Source organism: Paenibacillus sp. CAU 1782 (assembly GCF_054551715.1).
In genome coordinates, this window is record NZ_JBTOLL010000004.1 from 14,307 (window position 1) to 32,759 (window position 18,453).

Genomic DNA, 18,453 nt, shown 5'->3' on the forward strand with positions numbered 1-18,453 from the left:
TTAAGAATTCGACAAAGTTCGCTCCCGGCGCGAAAAAACTGTCCACATGTTATTAAATTTCAGGTAAATGGGCTCTGGGATCGTGTTATCCACAGCGTGAATCGGCCGTTGGGGGAACCGGCGGGACATCCCGATGTTCCCGAATAATGAAGAGATTGACTTTTGGGCCATGGCGTGGTTTAATAATAAAAGTGATTTTTGCGAACCATACGGCACGTAGCCGTTTATGCAAGAATGCGTTAATAGGAGGTGCAGCTTAATGAGACCTACATTTAAACCAAATGTCAGCAAACGTGCGAAAGTGCATGGCTTCCGCAAACGGATGAGCTCGAAGAACGGTCGCAAAGTTTTGGCGGCTCGTCGTCAAAAGGGTAGAAAAGTTCTGAGCGCGTAAGCATGAGACCACTTCCAGTGGTCTTTTTTTTATTCTCATTTAAGTACGAATGGTGGAGTCAGCTGTGCGTAGAAAATTGCGTCTGCGAAACCGCGCAGATTTTAGCCGGATATACCGGGGCGGCAAATCGTTCGCCAACGGTCAATTTGTTGTATATTGGTCCAGGCAAAGGAGCGCCGATCCGTTTAGGCTTGGCGTGTCCGCCAGCAAAAAAATCGGCAATGCGGTCGTTCGCAATCGAATGCGGCGCATGGTGAAGGAAATCGTCCGTCATCTGGAAGACCGGATTATACCGCAAACCGATCTGATCCTGATTGTCAGAAAGCCGGCAACGGCCATGACTTTGCGGGAAATGGAAAAAAGCGTTCTTCATGTATTGAAGAGAGCGGGATTGCTTAAATAATGCGGCTAACAGCGCATGTTCAAAAAGTTTTCATTTAAGGCGGGCTTTTTGAACAGCTTCTTGCAGACGCGCCGTGCCTGCTTGTTTATTTGTGCTTCCAATTGTGGTATAGTCAATGGTGGAGTAGACTATGTTGAGGCTCTCAGAGAGGAGATTGGATTTTGTTTCGGAATTCAAAGCGAAAGTGGCTCCTGGTTGTCGGACTAATACTGCTAGTCGGCCTGCTTGCAGGCTGTGCGCCGGCTGATCACACCATGGAGACGAAAGACTTATTGGAAGGGAACTTCTGGGAGAAATATGTTGTATACTATTTCGCCATTACGCTTGATTCGTTTGCTGGCTGGTTAGGCGGTTCCTATGTGCTTGCGATTTTATTGTTGACGATTATCGTGCGCACGCTAATTTTGCCGCTCACCCTGAAGCAATACCGCAGTTCCAAGGCAATGCAGGCGCTGCAGCCGCAAATGGCGGAAATCAAGAAGAAATATAAGGACAACCCCCAAAAACAGCAAGAGGAAACAATGAAGCTGTTCCAGACGCATCAGGTCAATCCAATGGCCGGCTGTTTTCCAATTTTGGTGCAGATGCCGGTATTTATTGCACTGTACAACGCGATCTACTGGAACAAGGATATCCGGACAGACTCCATCTTTGGTTTTGTTCTCGGTGAGCCAAGCCCATGGTACTTCCTGCCGATTCTTGCAGCAATAACGACTTTTATCCAGTCCAAAATGATGCAGAAGCAGCAAACGCAGCAAATGCCCGGCATGGGCATGATCATGACGATCTTCCCTGTGTTGATTTTCGTGATGTCGCTGTCGTTCCCGGCTGCATTGCCTCTGTACTGGGTTTTCAGCAACACCTATACAATTGTTCAAAACTACTTCCTGTATGTACGTTCATCTGACAAGGGTAAGAAGGAGGTCCTTGCAAAGTGAAGAAAATCGTTGCATCAGGCAAGACGATAGACGAAGCTGTGCGTAACGGCTTGGCAAAATGGCAAGTAACGGAAGACCGTGTTAACATAGTCGTGCTGGAGCAGCCGTCCAAAGGCCTGTTTGGTCTGATTGGCGTTAAAGAAGCCAAGGTCGAATTGGAGCTTATTCCGGATCCCATTGAAGAAGCCACTGCTTTTCTCAAAGAAGTGGCGGCAGCGATGGGACTTGATACCAGCATTGAGCGTAAGCAAACCAAAGAAGGCGTTTTGCTGGCCGTTTCGGGCAGCGGAGAGCTGGGAATGCTGATTGGACGCCGCGGCGGTACGCTTGATGCCTTACAATATTTAACCAATATTGTAGCCAATCGTTACTCGGACAGTCATGTTCGTATCGTACTTGATGCAGAGGATTTTCGAGAGCGGCGCCGCAAGACGCTTGAGGAGCTTTCAGACCGTCTGGCCGGACGAGTGATCCGGACAAGGAAGGAAGTTGTCCTGGAGCCGATGTCGCCTCACGAACGCAAGGTTATCCATTCCCAGCTTCAGAATCATCCTAAGGTAAGGACCTTTAGCAAAGGCGATGAGCCAAACCGGAGAGTCGTTATCGCTTTAAGGTAGAGCGTACCCGAAATATAAATTAAAAATGGCAGCAATGGCGTGGTTTGAGGTCATTGCTGTTTTTCCATTTAGAGGTGATCGATATGGTCCATGATACAATCGCCGCGATCTCTACGGCAGTGGGAGAAGGCGGAATTGCGATAATTCGTATTAGCGGTCCTGACGCGATAAGCGGTACGGATCATATTTTTTCATCCAAAGTCCGTCTTAAGGATGCGGAATCGCATACGGTGCATTATGGCCATATTAGCGATCCCGTTAGCGGCGAAAAGGTGGAGGAGGTTTTGGTCACGCTGATGCGCGGCCCGCGCTCCTTCACGGCGGAGGATGTTGTCGAAATCAATGCGCATGGCGGAGTGATCGCTGTGCGCAGGGTGCTGGATCTGGTGCTGCGGCAGGAAGGGATTCGGATTGCCGAGCCGGGCGAGTTCACCAAGCGAGCTTTTCTGAACGGACGTATCGATCTGATGCAGGCGGAAGCGGTTATCGATCTCATTCGCTCCAAGTCGGACCGGGCATTTACCGTTGCGAGAAAGCAGGCGGAGGGTCTATTGTCCAGGAAGATCAAGGCGCTTCGCGGAACGGTGATTGAGCTGCTTGCACATATTGAAGTAAATATCGATTATCCGGAGCATGATGTCGAGGAATTGACTAGCGCTTATATCCGGGAGCAATGCCATTCCGCTATTGTTGAGCTGGATAAGCTGCTGAAGACGGCAAGCGAGGGCAAAATATTGCGGGAAGGCATTATGACCGCCATTGTTGGCCGTCCAAATGTGGGCAAATCATCATTGATGAACGTGCTGACACAGGAGGAAAAAGCAATTGTGACGGATATACCGGGCACGACAAGAGACGTGATTGAGCAGTTTGTCACGATTAACGGCATACCGCTGCGTTTGCTGGATACAGCCGGTATCCGTGAAACCAGCGATGTCGTGGAGAAAATCGGCGTAGAAAGGTCGCGTGACGCGCTTCAAGGAGCAGATTTGATTTTGCTTCTGCTGAACCATAACGAACCTCTGCATCAGGACGACAGGGAACTGCTGCAGCAATTGGAAGGCCGTCAGGTTATAGTGATTGTGAACAAAAACGATCTGCCGGGACGCCTGGAGCTTCAAGAGGTCGCGGCAATTGTGCCGTCGGCGCCCGTTGTGCATATGTCAGTCCTGCAGGAGAGCGGGCTTGACCTGCTGGAGAAAGCGATTAGCGACATGTTTTTTGAAGGCGGGCTGGAAGCGGCCGATTTGACCTATGTCAGCAATGTTCGCCATATTTCGTTGCTGAATAAAGCAAAGTCGTCGCTGGAGGATGCAATAGAAGCTACGTATAGCGGGATACCTATAGATGTGATTCAAATCGATGCCCGTTTGGCATGGGAATCGCTTGGCGAGATTTTGGGCGATGAGGCGGGCGATTCGTTGATTGATCAGATTTTTTCACAATTTTGTCTTGGAAAGTAGGGGGGTTAGGTAATGAGATATTTGGCTGGAGAATTTGAAGTTATCGTCATCGGAGCGGGTCATGCGGGTTGCGAGTCTGCTCTTGCATCCGCTCGTATGGGCTGTGAAACACTGCTGCTGACCATTAATTTGGATATGGTCGCATTTATGCCTTGCAATCCGTCCATCGGCGGCCCGGCCAAAGGTCATGTGGTTCGTGAAATCGACGCATTGGGCGGCGAAATGGGCCGAAACATTGACAAAACGTTTATTCAAATGAGGATGTTGAATACGGGCAAAGGTCCGGCTGTTCATGCGCTGCGCGCGCAAGCGGATAAATTTGCATATCAGCACCTGATGAAAAAAACGATTGAAGAAACGCCGCATCTGACACTTCGCCAGGGAATGGCGGAGGAACTGATCGTTGAAGATGGCAAATGTGTTGGCATTGTTACCAAGTCAGGCGCTGAATATCGCGCCAAAGCTGTTGTGGTGACAACAGGCACGTACCTTCGCGGCAAAATTATTATGGGCGAGCTGATGTACGAAAGCGGTCCAAACAATCAGCAGCCGTCCATTGCGTTGTCGGCCAGCTTGAAGGAGCATGGGCTGGAACTGATTCGCTTCAAGACAGGAACGCCTCCGCGCGTACACAAGGACAGTATTGATTTTTCCAAAACGGAAATTCAGCCCGGCGATGAAAAACCCAAGTTTTTCTCCCATGAAACAGAAAGCTCCGACATCGAGCAAATCCCTTGTTGGCTGACGTATACATCGGAGGACACTCATAAAATTATCAACGATAATTTACATCGGGCCCCAATGTTTTCGGGAGCGATCGAAGGAACAGGTCCGCGTTATTGCCCTTCGATTGAAGATAAAATCGTCCGTTTTGCGGATAAACCGAAACATCAGATTTTCCTGGAGCCTGAAGGAAGGCACACATCAGAATATTATGTTCAAGGGTTATCGACAAGTATGCCGGAGGATGTACAGCTTGGTATTTTGAGATCTATTCCAGGTTTGGAAAATGTTGAGATGATGAGAACGGGTTACGCGATTGAATATGATGCAGTTATCCCCACTCAGCTTTGGCCTTCTTTGGAGACCAAAGTGATTGAAGGTTTATTCACAGCTGGACAAATTAACGGAACATCCGGTTATGAGGAAGCTGCGGGTCAAGGAGTCATCGCAGGCATTAATGCCGCTCGCAAAGTTCAGGGCAAGGAAGCGGTTGTTATCGGACGTTCCCAAGGATATATCGGCGTCATGATTGACGACTTGATTACAAAAGGTACGAATGATCCCTATCGTCTGTTGACCTCGCGCGCGGAATACCGTTTGCTGCTGCGCCATGACAATGCGGATTTGCGTCTGACTCCGCTGGGTTATGAAATTGGTTTAATTACGGAAGAACGTTATGAGAAGTTTACGCGTAAAAAAGAACTGGTGGAGCTGGAAACGGAACGGCTGCGCACAACTAAAGTTAAGCCGGAGGAAATGAACGGCATGTTGGAAACGGCCGGTTCGGCGCCGATGCTTCAAGGCGGAGACGCTCTGTCTCTATTGCGTCGTCCAGAAGTCACTTATCATCATTTGGAAACGGTGCTGCCTTCTCCTTATGATTTGAGTGAAGAAATGAAGGAGCAAGTGGAAATCACCGTTAAATATGCGGGATATATCGACAAACAACTTCTTCAGGTAGAACGCCTTAACAAGATGGAGAAAAAACGGATTCCTTCCGATATCGATTACAGCGATGTTCGTGGCTTGGCATCGGAAGCGAAGCAAAAGCTGGATGTGATTCGTCCGTTGTCCATTGGGCAAGCATCGCGTGTTGCCGGCGTTACTCCAGCTGACATTTCTATTCTGCTTGTGTACTTGGAGCATTACAATCGAGTTACGGCAGCGAGAGGTTCACAATGACTGAAATAAATCATACCATTCAATGGTTTAGTGAATTGCTGAAGGAGAGAGGGATCGACCTCTCTTCTCATCAGCTGCACCAATTCCATCAATATCACTCCATTCTTGTGGAATGGAACGAAAAAATGAATTTGACCGGCATAACGGAGCAGGATGCCGTATATGAAAAACATTTTTTCGATTCACTAACGTTATCTTTTTTTCTTCCAATGGGGGAGGGGAAAAGTTTAGCGGATATTGGTTCTGGCGCAGGATTTCCAAGCATTCCGCTTAAAATCTGTTTTCCGCATCTTAAAGTTGTAATCGTTGATTCTTTAAACAAACGGATACAATTTTTAAATGCATTAACGGAAGAGCTTGGCCTAAAGGATGTAGATTGTGTCCATGGCCGTGCAGAGGATATTGCCCGGCTGCCGATTCACCGTGACCAATATGATATTGTAACCGCACGAGCTGTTGCCCGCTTAAATGTGTTAAATGAATTTTGTTTGCCTTTTGTGCGAAAGGGCGGCCATTTTGCGGCGATGAAAGGTTCTCAATCTGGCGATGAAATAGCCGAAGCAGCAACAAGCTTCAAATTGCTGAAAGGCAAGCTTAAAGGGGAACACAAACTCATGCTGCCTCATGAACAATCAGAGCGAAGCATTATTATTGTTGAAAAAACAGGCGATACCCCATCGAAATTCCCTCGCAAAGCAGGGCTGCCGTTAAAACAACCCATTATATAAAGATATGTTGAGCTATTGTTTCACGTGGAACAATAGCTCAAAACATTTTATAATAGATACATATTGTCAAGCAGGATTTCATTCCATATCCGTCGAATTTTTTACCACATAAGCATTTATAGGTTGTTGAACCTGCCTGAAAAAGAGTTCCTATTGGCAATATAACTAACCTCTAAACGCGGTCACGCATCCTGTATTGGCCACGATAGAGGTTTTATTCCTTCACAAGAATAACCGGAAAGTCTAGATTTGCGCCTCTTTCTGCGGATATCCGGCAATAGATAACCTTCTTTTGTCCATGTCAATGGAGATGGTCTTCATTTCAGACTTGGTATGATGCCACGAAGATATCAATGTTTCTCATTGATATTGAAGACATTAATTTGCCGGTTTTCTGCTGGCGATTATTGGTGGTGTGCCTGGAATGATATCAGAAGAGAAGTTGCCCTATTGATGAATTCAATGATTAGGAAAAATGTTCCTGTTGTTGGGCGATATCGCTAATGCAGTAATGAGCCTGCTTGATTCGAGTGATTGCCCGATACAAGCAGCAAACAAATACTAGATTTATCAAAAAATCGGGTGGTTGTAATCAAGATGAAAGAGCAAATTTCCCGTTTGTTTGGATTGTCCGAGCAACGTACCAGTCAAGATGAGGTGCGGCAAATACCGATTGGCGAAATTGATACAAGCCCATTTCAGCCTCGTACAATCTTTGATGACGAGCGCATTGAAGAGTTGTGTCAAACAATCAAAACACATGGAGTTATTCAGCCAATCGTTGTCCGGGTTCGAAACAATCGCTATGAAATCATAGCCGGCGAGCGCCGCTGGAGAGCGGTCACAAAACTGGGTTATGACACGATACCTGCAATTATCCGTGAATTTAATGATTCTCAAACAGCTTCCATCGCATTGATCGAGAATCTTCAGAGGGAAGGCCTAACGGCCATTGAAGAGGCAGTTGCTTATCAAAAACTGATCGAACTCCATCAATTGACCCAGGAAAGCTTGGCGCAACGATTGGGTAAAAGCCAATCTACTATTGCTAACAAGCTTCGTTTGCTCATGCTTCCTGAAGTGATTAAACAGCATTTAATGGAGAGGAAAATTACGGAGAGACATGCACGTGCCTTATTGTCGCTTGATTCGGAAGATATTCAACTTAAGGTATTGGAGGAGATTGTCTCCAAGGATCTGAATGTTAAACAAGCCGAAGCGAGAATTGCTTTCCTAAAAGAGGCTGCAAAGAGCAAAAAAAGCAAACGGATATCTTTTACAAAGGATGTTCGTCTTGCTCTAAATACAATCCGTCATTCCATCGAAATGGTGTCAGGATCGGGCTTGAAAATTAAGACCGATGAAAAAGACCATGAGGATCATTACGAAATTACGATAAAAATACCGAAGCGTTAATGAATATCGTCTAATTTTAGTACCAATACACGGTATGACATGCTATGATTAATATCGACCTGTGGGCCGCCTTCACCGAAGGCGGCGATGCCGTTTATATCAAAGTTTCACACATGAGGTGAATGAGAATTGTCCAAGATTATTGCGATTGCCAACCAGAAGGGCGGTGTCGGCAAAACGACAACGTCAGTCAATTTAGCAGCTTGTCTTGCATCACTGGGAAAAAAGGTATTGCTGGTTGATATCGATCCGCAGGGCAATACAACAAGTGGCCTCGGTATTAATAAAGCCGATGTGTCCAACTGTATTTATGATGTTTTAATCAATGAAGTTCATCCGCAAGATGCGATGGTAGAGACCAGCGTGCCTGGTTTATCCGTCATTCCGGCAACCATTCAGTTAGCCGGAGCAGAAATTGAATTGGTTCCAACCATATCCAGAGAGCTTCGTTTAAAAAAATCGCTCCAAATGGTGAAAAGTCAATTCGACTATGTTTTAATTGATTGCCCGCCATCCCTGGGGATTCTGACGATAAATTCATTAACGGCAGCCGATTCTGTTCTTATACCAATTCAATGCGAGTATTATGCGTTGGAAGGATTAAGCCAGCTTCTCAATACGGTTCGCTTGGTTCAAAAACATCTGAACACGACGCTGCAAATCGAAGGCGTTTTGCTTACGATGCTTGATGCGCGTACCAACCTTGGTATACAGGTAATTGAAGAAGTGAAGAAATATTTCCAACAGAAAGTGTATCAAACGATTATTCCGAGAAATGTAAGGTTGAGCGAAGCGCCTTCTCATGGTCAAGCAATTATAACGTATGATCCAAGATCTAAAGGTGCAGAGGTTTATCTTGAACTTGCAAAGGAAGTGATTATGTATGAGCAAGCGGCTAGGTAGAGGTCTCGATGCGCTAATACCGTCCTTATCCGTACAGGATGACGATAAAGTTATTGAAGTTTCGCTAGCTCAGCTTCGCCCCAACCCGTACCAACCTCGGAAGAACTTTGATGAGGATTCCATAAAGGAATTGGCCGAGTCCATTAAGCAACATGGCGTTATCCAACCCATCATTGTGCGATCGGTTCTTAAAGGATATGAAATCATTGCGGGGGAACGCCGTTTCCGTGCATCACAATATTGCGGCAACACTACAATCCCTGCTGTAGTCAGGAGCTTTTCGGATCAACAGGTAATGGAGATTGCTCTAATTGAGAATCTTCAACGTGAAGATCTTAATGCGCTAGAGGTAGCCGTGGCTTACCAGTCCCTGATGGACAAGTTTAACTTAACCCAGGAAGAGCTCAGCCTTAAGGTGGGAAAATCACGTTCCCATATCGCCAACTTTGTGCGGCTACTTTCGCTGCCTGAAGAAATTAAACAATATGTTTCACGTGGAACAATTTCTATGGGACATGCTCGCGCATTGGCAGGCATTAAAGAAGCTTCCGTTCAAAAGGAATTGGCTGACGAAACGGTTAGCTCGGAATGGAGCGTTCGCGAGCTTGAAGATGCGATTCAATCCTTGGAGTCGAAAGGCAAGAAGGATCAAAAACCAGTAAAGCAGAAAAAGAGAGATCCGTATATCGAGCATTTGGAAGAAACATTGAGAGAACAGTTCAAGACGACGGTAAAAATTAAGCAGCAAAAGGATAAAGGGAAGATCGAACTCCAGTATTATAATAAACAAGACTTGGAACGTTTGTTGGAGCTGCTGCAGAAGTTTGCGTAAACCGGATTTTTGGGATATAGCAAGTCAATCATCTTCCGTAGTTGGCTAATGATCTGCTGCGGCAGAATGTCTAAGCGGCGGCAATTTAAAAGCAACAATTGGTTATGGCGATATACACGCGAAATGGCATATCGAAGTTGTAATCTTTCAGTCGAAGGATTAAACTAAGATATGCCATTGTTGTTGAAGAGGGGATGTAATCATGACCATGGAAGAAAAACAAATAATCTATTTGGATCATGCGGCAACATCGTGGCCGAAGCCGCCGCAGGTAACCGAAGCGATGGTCCAGGCTGCACTGCATGATGCGGCAAATCCGGGACGCGGAAGCCATGCGATGGCAGTTAGAGCAAGCCGTATTCTGTTCGATACTCGCAAGTGGCTAGCCAAACTTTTTCATATCAAAAACCCAAACGACATTGCTTTTGCCAGCAATACAACGATGGCTCTGAATATGGCCATTAAGGGATGGGTAAAGCCAGGGGATCACGTCATAGCGACCTCGGTTGAACATAATTCTGTAAGAAGACCTTTATATGATCTGGAAACGAAACACGGTGTCCAGGTGACTTATATAGAAAGTAATTCAGCAGGTTATATCAATGCAGACCAAATTGCAGAGGCCATTACGAGCAACACAACGTTGATTGTAGCCAACCATAGCTCCAATCTATTGGGCACCATTTTACCCATTGCGGAAATTGGTGAAATAGCCCGAAAAAATGGCGTTAAGCTGCTTGTGGATGCGGCGCAAAGCGCAGGGATATTGCCAATCGACGTAGAAGCCATGGGCATCGATATGCTGGCGTTTCCGGGCCATAAAGGGTTATTGGGTCCGCAAGGTACTGGAGGGCTTTATATCCACCCGGAATTGGATCTGGAGCCGCTTCTGCATGGAGGCACAGGCAGTCAATCAGAAACGCCTTGGCAGCCGCAGGTGAGACCGGACCGATATGAAGCCGGAACACAAAATACGCCGGGGCTGGCAGGTCTCCAGGCAGGCGTAAGATATATTTTGAATGAGACAGTTGAGAAGATCCATACTAATGAATGGAGGCTGTCGCAACGCCTCATGGAAGGGCTGTCGGGCATAGATGGCGTTAATGTGCTAGGGCCTGCGCTTGGGGAGCCGAGAACGGGCATTGTGGCCTTCTACGTCGATATGGTTGATCCTTCGGAGATGTCTTTTATTCTGGATCAACATTATGGAATTGCGGTAAGATCGGGTTTTCATTGTTCGCCGCTTGCGCATGGGAGCGCAGGCACTTCATCAACCGGCGCTGTTCGGGCAAGCGTAGGCCTGTATACGACAGAACAAGACGTTGATGCATTGACGGAAGCAGTGAAGGAAATCGTAGAGCAGTACAAGCTTTAACAATCGGCGCAAAACGTTAAACCTCTCCGTTAGCAGCGGCGAGGGCATCAAAATAGTGGGGGATGGAAACAAGGCATGGGGGATTGGTTATTGGAGCCTGCGGGTATCGTGATGATGATGGTTGCGGCAGTTGTATTGTTTTTAATGATATGGATAGGTGTCTTGAACTCTAAACTAAAAAAACTGCGCAAAAATTATTTGGCGACAATGGGAGAGACGGGCATCACTAATCTTGAAGATGTGGTGATCGAGCTAAGAAAACAAATTGAGGACAATCGCGTCTATAGCGAACGGCTTCATCAAAGACTGGCTGAAGTCGAAGCAGAACTGCCCGCAATGAAAAGCAAAGTTGGAGTTGTTCGGTATAATGCCTTCTCGGAAGGCGGCAGCGATCTTAGCTTCTCGATTGCCCTTCTGAGTCCCAAGCAGGACGGAGTTGTGTTCTCGGGACTCCATAGCCGCGAAAGCACCTATGTGTACGCAAAGCCGGTTGCGGGCGGCGAATCCAACTACCCGCTTACACCGGAAGAACGCAAAGCGATTCAGGAAGCCAAGTAAATGCCGCAATCGAATAGCCCGGAATTAATTGCTTTCGGCTGCAGCAGCTTGGGCTCTCATGATGGAAGTTGAACGGATGTGGGAGGCTACAGCGGAAAAAAGGCTTGAAGCGATGATTTCGGACATACGCATCACGAGATGAAGACGGGTATTTTGCAGTACAAAATACTCCATAAAGCCGCCTACATTAACAATTCCGGTAATGTGGATGTCGCCAACTGGCGGAAGCTCCTTGTTAACGCCCGCGCCGGGCTTGACCGGACCTTCGCCGACCTGAATGCAGCCTACGCTGGAAACCTGTCCTAGACAAGCGTCGATGCCGATGACAAAAGGATGTATGAAGCTTTGGCTTATCTTGGTCAAAGTATCCTCCAGATTCATGGCATGGACAGGTTCCTCCAGCGTGCCGTAGAGGTGAAAGTGAGGGCTTTTAAATTTCAGCAGAGCAGAACCGATAAGCGGTCCCAAAGCATCGCCGGTCGAGCGGTCGGTTCCGATGCAGACAATAACGATGGGACGATCGCAGGCAAGCTCCTCCAGGTGGCCGGTTAGACGATGGGTAAGCATACCGGCTGCGTTGGTTGTTGTATAAGGAATTTTAAAAGGCGCCTCTTTGCCAAATGGAAGCTTCATAGAATCCCTCCAATATCAAATATGTTACTAGTATATGGATGAGACTGCCGTTTTATACGTCTTGATAGCTATAGAGGAGGACTTATGCTTATTGCGTTTGACTCGACGCAGCAGGCCCTTCGAGCCGAGATGCTGCTGGAATATGTAGAGATTGAAATTGATATTTGCCCAACACCCAAAGAAATAACGGCTGGATGCGCTTTGTCGATCCATTTTGAAGAGGGCGATCTGGGGCAAGTCAAGCAAGTGATTGAGTCAGAGAAGGTAGAGATACGGGGTATTTTTCTGGAAGCCTCGCCAGGTGTATATGAATTGATCAAGTAACGGCGGTTATCGGTTGTGGCATCAACATAAAGAGATTTCAACCTTTTGACCGGGAGTTGGTATTGACCGTATGGGCAAGATGTATGCTTCGTTTATAGTGTGGTTAAATAAAAACTGGGAGTGGGAGCTGATCGGGTTATCCGCAATCCGAATTGCCGCCATACTGGTAATAGGCAGACTTATAATTTGGCTGCTGCATAAGACGATTAATCGCGTTGTTTTGGATAATGTGGGCAAACGAACGGTGAGCCAGGCTCGCCGAATGACAACAGTGGGCAAACTGCTGAAAAACGTGACCACGTATATCATTTATTTCATCACCTTTATGCTGCTGTTGTCCGAGTTTGGCGTTAATCTGGGACCATTGCTGGCAGGTGCAGGCGTTGTAGGCCTAGCGATTGGTTTTGGCGCGCAAAGTCTGGTGAAGGATATTTTAACCGGATTTTTTATTATTCTGGAGGATCAGTTTGCAGTAGGGGATGTTATTCAGACCGGCAAGTTTAAAGGTACCGTAGAGGTAATCGGTTTGAGGACAACCCGAATTGTGAGTTGGACGGGAGAGGTACATATTTTGCCCAACAGCATGATTCAGGATGTTACGAATTTCAGCATACACAATTCACTGGCGGTCGTCGACATCGCTGTGCCGTTTGCTACAGACGTCAATTCGGCGATTGGCTGGATTCAAGAAACAGTGAACGGACTGCATCATGAAAATATCGTACAAACACCCAAAGTGTTGGGCGTGCAGAGCATAACAGCGGCCGACATGGTGATTCGAGTCATTGCCGAATGCAGACCCAATTCACAAAGCGCGGTATCGCGGCTGCTCTATAAAGAAATACAAGAGATGCTGCTTGGCAAAAGCGTGACTAGCTCTATTAAAAATGAAATACAGGAGGGATGAGGCATGGAACGCAAAGAGTTTCAGCTCGGCGACGTTGTACAGATGAAAAAGCAGCATCCTTGCGGCACAAACGAGATGGAAGTTATTCGAATGGGCATGGACATTCGGATCAAATGCGTAGGCTGTCAGCATAGCGTATTGATCCCGCGCGCCAAATTCGAGAAAAACTTAAAAAAAGTGCTGCGTTCCAAGCCGCAGAGTGCCGAAGGCGAATAAGCTGCTGAACGTATAAAAAAGCGCAAGCTCAGGGGGAGAGGGGAAACTCTCCAATGTGTTCCTGAGCTTGCGCTTTTATTTTTTTACGCTCCAGTAAGTTCGGGGGCAGGCGCTTCTGAAATCGGAGAAACTTCATCGCTTGCAGGCTGCATGGTTTTCGGCAAGTCCTCCATTGGAACCTCTCCGTTATTGGCGGATTTTGCAGGCTGGGGCCAAGGCTCCGCTAACGCTTCCTGCGGTACGGCAATGATGGCTTCATTGTCTGCCTCTGCCACAAGCTCTGCAACTTCAGCGGCTGCGATTTCATCCTTGGAATCCTTGGGCACGCTGACAGTGCCAACGCTATTCTGAACTTCTTCGTTCCGCTTGGACTCATCCTCTGGAGTGGGTCTGTATTGTCCCGGAAAAATTGAGTTTGAATCCGGATCAGAATCTGGAGCCTGACCAGAATTAGAATCGAAATCAGTTACGACTTCAGACTCTGGCTCGTCTTTTTCTCCCAGTCCAATAAGCTGTGCTGCATCATTGGCATCTGCAACAGTCGGGGTAACCGATGTAGCCCAGATCGCTGCAACCGTGCTGACCGCCGCGATAATAATAAATGTTGAAAGCAGCAGGAAAAGCGTTTTTTTGCTTAGTTGTTTTACATTTAGCATAGCGTTTAACCGCCTTTTTAATTTTTTTCCGTCGCCCGATAATGAAGATCCAAATTGCGAGGGAAGCCGACTTGCAAGAAGCCGGTTGCCTGCAACCACGTTTAATAGGGTTTGGCCATAACGCAATCGTTCCGGGCGCGGCATCTCTTTGACAACCACTTCATCGCATGACAGCTCGCTCCACAGGTAGAGGTCTTGGCGGAGCAGGTGAGCCAAGGGGTTAAACCAATGCAAAGCGCTTATGCCAAGACTGATGGCCTTAACCCACAAATCTTTATGCTTCAGATGAATCAGCTCATGGCGAAAAACCATGTCCCAATCAAGTCCGTCATTAGAGGGGGCAGGGAGATAGATGATTGGTTTGAAGAATCCAACCAGCATAGGACTTTGCAGCAATGGGCTGCTAGCAAGCCCGACCTTGCCCTTTATGCCTAAATCAGCTTTGATGAGTGTTAACTGAACGAATGCTTCGCTATGGGCCGCAACAGCTTCTTGGCTGCGTTTCAGCATTGAGGTGAACCGAATATAACAATAGAGCTGCCATGCCGAAAATATCAGCACCCCGGCGGCCCACAGAAGCAATAGAATAATAACGGCATTCCTCGGCAGGGCCAATACAGGTTTAGTTGCGAGCGAAAGGAGCTCGGAGAGAGGGGATGCATTCAAAATGCGTGCACCGGCATCTCCATTTTGCAAATCAGAACCTTTTGAGCCCAAAAAACCCCCGCTTAGCGATGGCAGCGCAAGCGCAAATGGAAGCAGAAAAAACGCCGCTGCCATTTTGCCAAGCCTGTAACGCCATATAGCCGGAAAACGTTCCGCTGGAGCAAGACGAAGCAAGAGAATGGCAGCAGAGGCAACGCTTCCGGCCATCGTCAGTGTAAACAAAAGCTCAAGCATAAGATTCATTGCAGCCACCTACTTTTCCGAAAGCCATTTTTTTAGTTCGACCATGTCTTGATCGGACAACTTGTTGCCATCGTACATCGCGGAAATCAAGTTTTTTACGGAGCCTTGATACAAGCCGTCCAGTACATTCTGCGTTTCCAGCAGCTTGTATTCCTCCCGGGACAAGAGGGGTTCGTATTGGTTCGTGCGTCCATGTCTAGTAAATGCAAGAGCGCCTTTGTCCACCAAACGGGACAAGAAGGTGGAGATCGTTTGCGCTTTCCATTCGCGTCCCTTTTGAGCAAAGATAGCAAGCAGCTCGGTTGACGTAACAGGGGGCTTGCAGGACCAAATCTCTTCCATTAACTCCAATTCCGTGTCGGATAGTTTTTGAATGTGGTTCATTCTGAACACCTCTCCATAGCGTTTTCCTGATTCATCATTAACGTATCATAATCACTACGTATCGTAGTGGGGAAAACGTACTACAGCCGGCTGCGTGCTGTCAAGCTTCTGATGGCATTTCTCCTTCATCCAACGCTTCCCCGGCCTGCTTAAGACTTTCGGGATCAAAGGAGTTGCCGATTTTCATAGCCATTTTCCCGGAAATAAAGGGATCGTCCCGGTAATAATTGTCAAAGGACTGAATTTCCGGCATGTGAGGAATCACGATTGCTTGCGCGTTAACGGCATCTGCAACGCTTTGAAAGGCGTTTTTCCAGCCTTCCGTATTCAACGTTACCCGGCTGCCATCCGGGCTTAACAGAGCAAGTCCGTTTGTTGATCCAATGGTGTAGGCCAAGCCGCTGAACGTATTGAAAAGCGGCAAGCCAAAGCCGTAGATTTGATCACCATCATCATTTTGGGGCGGAAAGCGTCTTGCCAGCATCAATACTTCATCCCAGCTCATGGAATCGGTAGGGGGCTGTATACCGTATTGTTGAAACAAGTCCTCGTTATAGAGCAGCACCTCGCTATTAAATATCGGAGCTAACCCGTTCAGCTTGCCTCCCGATCGGTCGCGAAGAAGCTTGAGAATTGCAGGGTGAATGCCATCAAGATCAAACCGATCTTGATGGACAAAGACATCCAGGTCAACAAGCTTCCGCTCATCCGAGAGCTTTTCATAATCGTCCAGGGACAGCCATAGCACATCCGGCTTTTCCTTTTCGATAAAGGAATCAATAAAGTTGCTGCCGTTTTCGCCCGATGGGTCAAACTGTTGCGTATTCAACACTTCGATATTGATAGTGGGGAACTTGCTAATAAAGGCTGTGCCGTAATCCCGATAAAATTCATCCTCGTCATAACCAAACATCACCTTGATGGTCACTTGCTCATCCTGATCCAGCGGTCCTGGGGCGTTATTGGGCGCATTATTCCCGCCAAAGCATGCCGTTAGCGTCAACGCCGCTGTCAAAAGGACGATCACAGCTGCCCCGAGCGGCTTCCATCGGTTTACCATCATAACTTTTAAACCTCTCCGTTTGCATTTCCGGCACGTTATGCGTCCATAACGTTTCACCTAATCACTACACTACGTAGTGGTTTTAAATTTACTACAACGTGTAGTGATGTGTCAAGCATTGAAAAACATACCCTGAGGCCATGCAAAAAAAAGTCTCTCAATTACGCCATAGCTAGAGAGAAGCATCGGGCGCTACAGCATGCCAATACAATACGCTTGCAAAGCCTATGCCCGCTATGGTACAATCTTACTTGTGCCGCTTATATTGCGGAGAGGTACCCAAGAGGCCCAAGGGGGCTGACTCGAAATCAGCTAGGCGTGTCAAAGCGTGCGTGGGTTCGAATCCCACCCTCTCCGTACTTATCGTAATTGCCCGCCACTACGCCGTTTCAGTACGGCATGTGGGCGAAAGCAGTCCGTAAATGAATAGGCTAGTGCGCTAACTGATTCCGTTAAGCCTGGCTGATTCCGATCCTTCTACGTCAATAACGCGTAGGGGGATTTTTTTATGCAACGAAATGACAAACGGGCCGGCCGCCGGACAGTAACGCAGCGAAATCAGATAGCAGCCGTAGGAATTCCGTCGTTCACGCTCGAAGAAGCGGTCGAGTTCGTTATGAAGGTTAAGCGTGCAAAGAACCTGAAGCCGAAGACGCTAGCTGGCTACGAACAGAACATGCGATACTTTATCGATTGGGCTACGGGCAGGTACGGTGAGACCGCCATCAACGAGGTAACAACGGATATGCTTCGGGAATACATATTGTGGTGCGCGGAAGAGAAGGAGTATTACGAAGGTCACCCGTATAAGTCTGAGTATGAGAAAGGGCGGAAGGGACTATCGCCAGCCTCCGTAAACGTCCGTATTCGCGTTCTAAGGACGGTCTTCTCCGTGCTGCATGAGGAAGAGGTTATAAGCCGCAACCCCGCGCAAAACGTGTCTCTGATGCGTCAAGACGAGGATACGGTCGAGCCGCTGACCGAGGAGGAGCTGCGTCGGTTCATAAAAGCGCCGGACCAGCGTTATTGGGCACAATGGAGGGACTACGTTATAATCGTGCTTATCCTCGATACGGGGCTCCGAATTAACGAAATATGCGCGTTGGAGAAGGCCGAGGTCGATTTCAAACGAAAGTTAATTACGCTACCGGCCGCAAAAAATAAGAATCGGAAAAGCCGTATCTTGCCGCTTTCTACGGAGACGGCGAGGCTTTTAAAGCAGCTCGTCACGGAGTCGGAGCAGCACTTCGAGTCTGGGCACGTCTTTACGACAAACTACGGGGAACCGCTGAGCGAAAAGACGATCCAGAAGGCGTTCGACAAATACGCCAACAAAGCGAAACTCGGCCGGAACGTATCGCCGCATGTCTTGCGTCATAACTTCGCGACAATGGCGGCAGAGAACGGAATGAGCGTGTTTCATTTGCAGAAGCTAATGGGGCACGCGGATATTAAGACGACGAGGAAGTACGTGCAGCTTAGTCCGGAGTCGATTGCGGAGCAACACAAGCGGTTTAGCCCGTTAGGAAGGGTGTTGAAACGGTAGTATGGAAGTGTGCTTAATAAACGACATGTATGTGATATAATGAATAGTATATTATGCAATCAAGGCGCTCTGTTCTAAAAAGATTGGCAGGGAATTGACTGTGCTAAGTACAAGACACAGACGCCTTTAACTGTTATAATATACCTAACCGAGGCGTTGAAGAGAAAGGCCGGTACATTGAAGACAAAAGACGTGCTACACCTAATGATTGGTTTTGGAACATTAGTAATCGCATTGGCGTCATTATTTATTGGAATTATAGCGTTGACCCTGAAATAGAAAA

The 18,453-nt window shown here is 47.5% G+C and carries 21 protein-coding genes and 1 tRNA gene; 18 read left to right on the top strand and 4 right to left on the bottom strand.

Annotated features, from left to right (window positions below):
* Nucleotides 1-259: 259 nt before the first annotated feature.
* The 12 genes from rpmH to ACX93W_RS12400 all read left to right on the top strand — a co-directional run bounded on the left by rpmH (nucleotide 260) and on the right by ACX93W_RS12400 (nucleotide 11,532).
* Complete coding sequence (gene rpmH / locus ACX93W_RS12345; RefSeq protein ID WP_068681599.1) at nucleotides 260-394, top strand: 50S ribosomal protein L34; 135 nt, start codon at nucleotides 260-262, stop codon at nucleotides 392-394.
* A 64-nt stretch (nucleotides 395-458) separates the two neighbouring features.
* The gene (gene rnpA / locus ACX93W_RS12350; RefSeq protein ID WP_459392680.1) at nucleotides 459-797 is read left to right on the top strand and encodes a ribonuclease P protein component; all 339 of its coding nucleotides are present in this window, start codon (nucleotides 459-461) and stop codon (nucleotides 795-797) included.
* A 158-nt stretch (nucleotides 798-955) separates the two neighbouring features.
* Nucleotides 956-1,735, top strand: coding sequence for a YidC/Oxa1 family membrane protein insertase (locus ACX93W_RS12355; RefSeq protein ID WP_459392915.1), 780 nt, complete (start codon nucleotides 956-958; stop codon nucleotides 1,733-1,735).
* Nucleotides 1,732-2,352: an RNA-binding cell elongation regulator Jag/EloR gene (jag, locus tag ACX93W_RS12360; protein WP_459392681.1), complete on the top strand. Its 621-nt coding sequence runs from the start codon at nucleotides 1,732-1,734 to the stop codon at nucleotides 2,350-2,352. The genes ACX93W_RS12355 and jag overlap by 4 nt, the downstream gene beginning before the upstream one ends.
* Before the next feature lie 83 nt (nucleotides 2,353-2,435).
* A complete protein-coding gene (gene mnmE, locus ACX93W_RS12365) occupies nucleotides 2,436-3,815 on the top strand; it encodes a tRNA uridine-5-carboxymethylaminomethyl(34) synthesis GTPase MnmE (protein ID WP_459392682.1) in 1,380 nt (459 codons plus the stop codon).
* 12 nt (nucleotides 3,816-3,827) lie between these two features.
* Complete coding sequence (gene mnmG / locus ACX93W_RS12370) at nucleotides 3,828-5,720, top strand: tRNA uridine-5-carboxymethylaminomethyl(34) synthesis enzyme MnmG (RefSeq protein ID WP_459392683.1); 1,893 nt, start codon at nucleotides 3,828-3,830, stop codon at nucleotides 5,718-5,720.
* The gene (rsmG, locus tag ACX93W_RS12375) at nucleotides 5,717-6,448 is read left to right on the top strand and encodes a 16S rRNA (guanine(527)-N(7))-methyltransferase RsmG (protein WP_459392684.1); all 732 of its coding nucleotides are present in this window, start codon (nucleotides 5,717-5,719) and stop codon (nucleotides 6,446-6,448) included. The genes mnmG and rsmG overlap by 4 nt, the downstream gene beginning before the upstream one ends.
* 597 nt (nucleotides 6,449-7,045) lie before the next feature.
* Entirely contained in the window at nucleotides 7,046-7,864 is an 819-nt protein-coding gene (gene noc, locus ACX93W_RS12380) for a nucleoid occlusion protein (protein WP_459392685.1), read from the top strand.
* A 129-nt stretch (nucleotides 7,865-7,993) separates the two neighbouring features.
* Nucleotides 7,994-8,767 (top strand): ParA family protein, encoded by a 774-nt coding sequence (locus ACX93W_RS12385; protein WP_459392686.1) that lies wholly within the window; start codon nucleotides 7,994-7,996, stop codon nucleotides 8,765-8,767.
* Nucleotides 8,748-9,599, top strand: coding sequence for a ParB/RepB/Spo0J family partition protein (locus ACX93W_RS12390; protein WP_459392687.1), 852 nt, complete (start codon nucleotides 8,748-8,750; stop codon nucleotides 9,597-9,599). The genes ACX93W_RS12385 and ACX93W_RS12390 overlap by 20 nt, the downstream gene beginning before the upstream one ends.
* 208 nt (nucleotides 9,600-9,807) lie before the next feature.
* Complete coding sequence (locus ACX93W_RS12395) at nucleotides 9,808-10,974, top strand: aminotransferase class V-fold PLP-dependent enzyme (protein ID WP_459392916.1); 1,167 nt, start codon at nucleotides 9,808-9,810, stop codon at nucleotides 10,972-10,974.
* Nucleotides 10,975-11,049: 75 nt separating this feature from the next.
* The gene (locus ACX93W_RS12400; RefSeq protein WP_459392688.1) at nucleotides 11,050-11,532 is read left to right on the top strand and encodes a DUF4446 family protein; all 483 of its coding nucleotides are present in this window, start codon (nucleotides 11,050-11,052) and stop codon (nucleotides 11,530-11,532) included.
* A gap of 24 nt (nucleotides 11,533-11,556) precedes the next feature.
* Here ACX93W_RS12400 and yyaC read toward each other — a convergent pair whose 3' ends face one another.
* Nucleotides 11,557-12,165, bottom strand: coding sequence for a spore protease YyaC (yyaC, locus tag ACX93W_RS12405; RefSeq protein ID WP_459392689.1), 609 nt, complete (start codon nucleotides 12,163-12,165; stop codon nucleotides 11,557-11,559).
* Between the two features lie 84 nt (nucleotides 12,166-12,249).
* Here yyaC and ACX93W_RS12410 point away from each other — a divergent pair, with 84 nt between their 5' ends.
* The 3 genes from ACX93W_RS12410 (at nucleotide 12,250) to ACX93W_RS12420 (ending at nucleotide 13,612) form a co-directional block, all read left to right on the top strand.
* On the top strand, nucleotides 12,250-12,489 hold the full coding sequence (locus ACX93W_RS12410) for a DUF3343 domain-containing protein (RefSeq protein WP_459392690.1): 240 nt from the start codon (nucleotides 12,250-12,252) through the stop codon (nucleotides 12,487-12,489).
* 70 nt (nucleotides 12,490-12,559) lie between these two features.
* Complete coding sequence (locus ACX93W_RS12415; protein ID WP_459392691.1) at nucleotides 12,560-13,396, top strand: mechanosensitive ion channel family protein; 837 nt, start codon at nucleotides 12,560-12,562, stop codon at nucleotides 13,394-13,396.
* Between the two features lie 3 nt (nucleotides 13,397-13,399).
* A complete protein-coding gene (locus ACX93W_RS12420; RefSeq protein ID WP_459392692.1) occupies nucleotides 13,400-13,612 on the top strand; it encodes a DUF951 domain-containing protein in 213 nt (70 codons plus the stop codon).
* Between the two features lie 83 nt (nucleotides 13,613-13,695).
* On the opposite strand, the gene ACX93W_RS12425 is transcribed toward ACX93W_RS12420, so the two are convergent.
* The 3 genes from ACX93W_RS12425 to ACX93W_RS12435 all read right to left on the bottom strand — a co-directional run bounded on the left by ACX93W_RS12425 (nucleotide 13,696) and on the right by ACX93W_RS12435 (nucleotide 16,624).
* Nucleotides 13,696-15,177, bottom strand: a complete 1,482-nt coding sequence (locus tag ACX93W_RS12425) for a M56 family metallopeptidase (RefSeq protein ID WP_459392693.1) — start codon at nucleotides 15,175-15,177, stop codon at nucleotides 13,696-13,698.
* Nucleotides 15,178-15,186: 9 nt separating this feature from the next.
* Complete coding sequence (locus tag ACX93W_RS12430; RefSeq protein ID WP_459392694.1) at nucleotides 15,187-15,561, bottom strand: BlaI/MecI/CopY family transcriptional regulator; 375 nt, start codon at nucleotides 15,559-15,561, stop codon at nucleotides 15,187-15,189.
* Nucleotides 15,562-15,661: 100 nt separating this feature from the next.
* Nucleotides 15,662-16,624 carry an ABC transporter substrate-binding protein gene (locus ACX93W_RS12435; protein ID WP_459392695.1) on the bottom strand — a complete coding sequence of 321 codons (963 nt, stop codon included), beginning with the start codon at nucleotides 16,622-16,624 and terminating at the stop codon, nucleotides 15,662-15,664.
* A gap of 269 nt (nucleotides 16,625-16,893) precedes the next feature.
* Between ACX93W_RS12435 and ACX93W_RS12440 the strand changes: the two genes are divergently transcribed.
* The 3 genes from ACX93W_RS12440 to ACX93W_RS12450 all read left to right on the top strand — a co-directional run bounded on the left by ACX93W_RS12440 (nucleotide 16,894) and on the right by ACX93W_RS12450 (nucleotide 18,449).
* Nucleotides 16,894-16,981, top strand: a tRNA-Ser gene (locus ACX93W_RS12440).
* Nucleotides 16,982-17,132: 151 nt separating this feature from the next.
* The gene (locus ACX93W_RS12445; RefSeq protein ID WP_459392696.1) at nucleotides 17,133-18,170 is read left to right on the top strand and encodes a tyrosine-type recombinase/integrase; all 1,038 of its coding nucleotides are present in this window, start codon (nucleotides 17,133-17,135) and stop codon (nucleotides 18,168-18,170) included.
* 192 nt (nucleotides 18,171-18,362) lie between these two features.
* Nucleotides 18,363-18,449, top strand: coding sequence for a hypothetical protein (locus ACX93W_RS12450; RefSeq protein WP_459392917.1), 87 nt, complete (start codon nucleotides 18,363-18,365; stop codon nucleotides 18,447-18,449).
* The last annotated feature ends 4 nt before the right edge of the window (nucleotides 18,450-18,453 follow it).

Bases quoted from the DNA above. Each gene is read 5' to 3' on its own strand.
- ACX93W_RS12425 (WP_459392693.1), bottom strand. From the start codon at position 15,177: ATGAATCTTATGCTTGAGCTTTTGTTTACACTGACGATGGCCGGAAGC.
- mnmG (WP_459392683.1), top strand. From the start codon at position 3,828: ATGAGATATTTGGCTGGAGAATTTGAAGTTATCGTCATCGGAGCGGGT.
- rpmH (WP_068681599.1), top strand. From the start codon at position 260: ATGAGACCTACATTTAAACCAAATGTCAGCAAACGTGCGAAAGTGCAT.
- ACX93W_RS12415 (WP_459392691.1), top strand. From the start codon at position 12,560: ATGGGCAAGATGTATGCTTCGTTTATAGTGTGGTTAAATAAAAACTGG.
- ACX93W_RS12420 (WP_459392692.1), top strand. From the start codon at position 13,400: ATGGAACGCAAAGAGTTTCAGCTCGGCGACGTTGTACAGATGAAAAAG.
- ACX93W_RS12435 (WP_459392695.1), bottom strand. From the start codon at position 16,624: ATGATGGTAAACCGATGGAAGCCGCTCGGGGCAGCTGTGATCGTCCTT.
- ACX93W_RS12395 (WP_459392916.1), top strand. From the start codon at position 9,808: ATGGAAGAAAAACAAATAATCTATTTGGATCATGCGGCAACATCGTGG.
- ACX93W_RS12390 (WP_459392687.1), top strand. From the start codon at position 8,748: ATGAGCAAGCGGCTAGGTAGAGGTCTCGATGCGCTAATACCGTCCTTA.
- ACX93W_RS12400 (WP_459392688.1), top strand. From the start codon at position 11,050: ATGGGGGATTGGTTATTGGAGCCTGCGGGTATCGTGATGATGATGGTT.
- ACX93W_RS12430 (WP_459392694.1), bottom strand. From the start codon at position 15,561: ATGAACCACATTCAAAAACTATCCGACACGGAATTGGAGTTAATGGAA.
- mnmE (WP_459392682.1), top strand. From the start codon at position 2,436: ATGGTCCATGATACAATCGCCGCGATCTCTACGGCAGTGGGAGAAGGC.
- rsmG (WP_459392684.1), top strand. From the start codon at position 5,717: ATGACTGAAATAAATCATACCATTCAATGGTTTAGTGAATTGCTGAAG.
- noc (WP_459392685.1), top strand. From the start codon at position 7,046: ATGAAAGAGCAAATTTCCCGTTTGTTTGGATTGTCCGAGCAACGTACC.
- yyaC (WP_459392689.1), bottom strand. From the start codon at position 12,165: ATGAAGCTTCCATTTGGCAAAGAGGCGCCTTTTAAAATTCCTTATACA.
- ACX93W_RS12410 (WP_459392690.1), top strand. From the start codon at position 12,250: ATGCTTATTGCGTTTGACTCGACGCAGCAGGCCCTTCGAGCCGAGATG.
- ACX93W_RS12445 (WP_459392696.1), top strand. From the start codon at position 17,133: ATGCAACGAAATGACAAACGGGCCGGCCGCCGGACAGTAACGCAGCGA.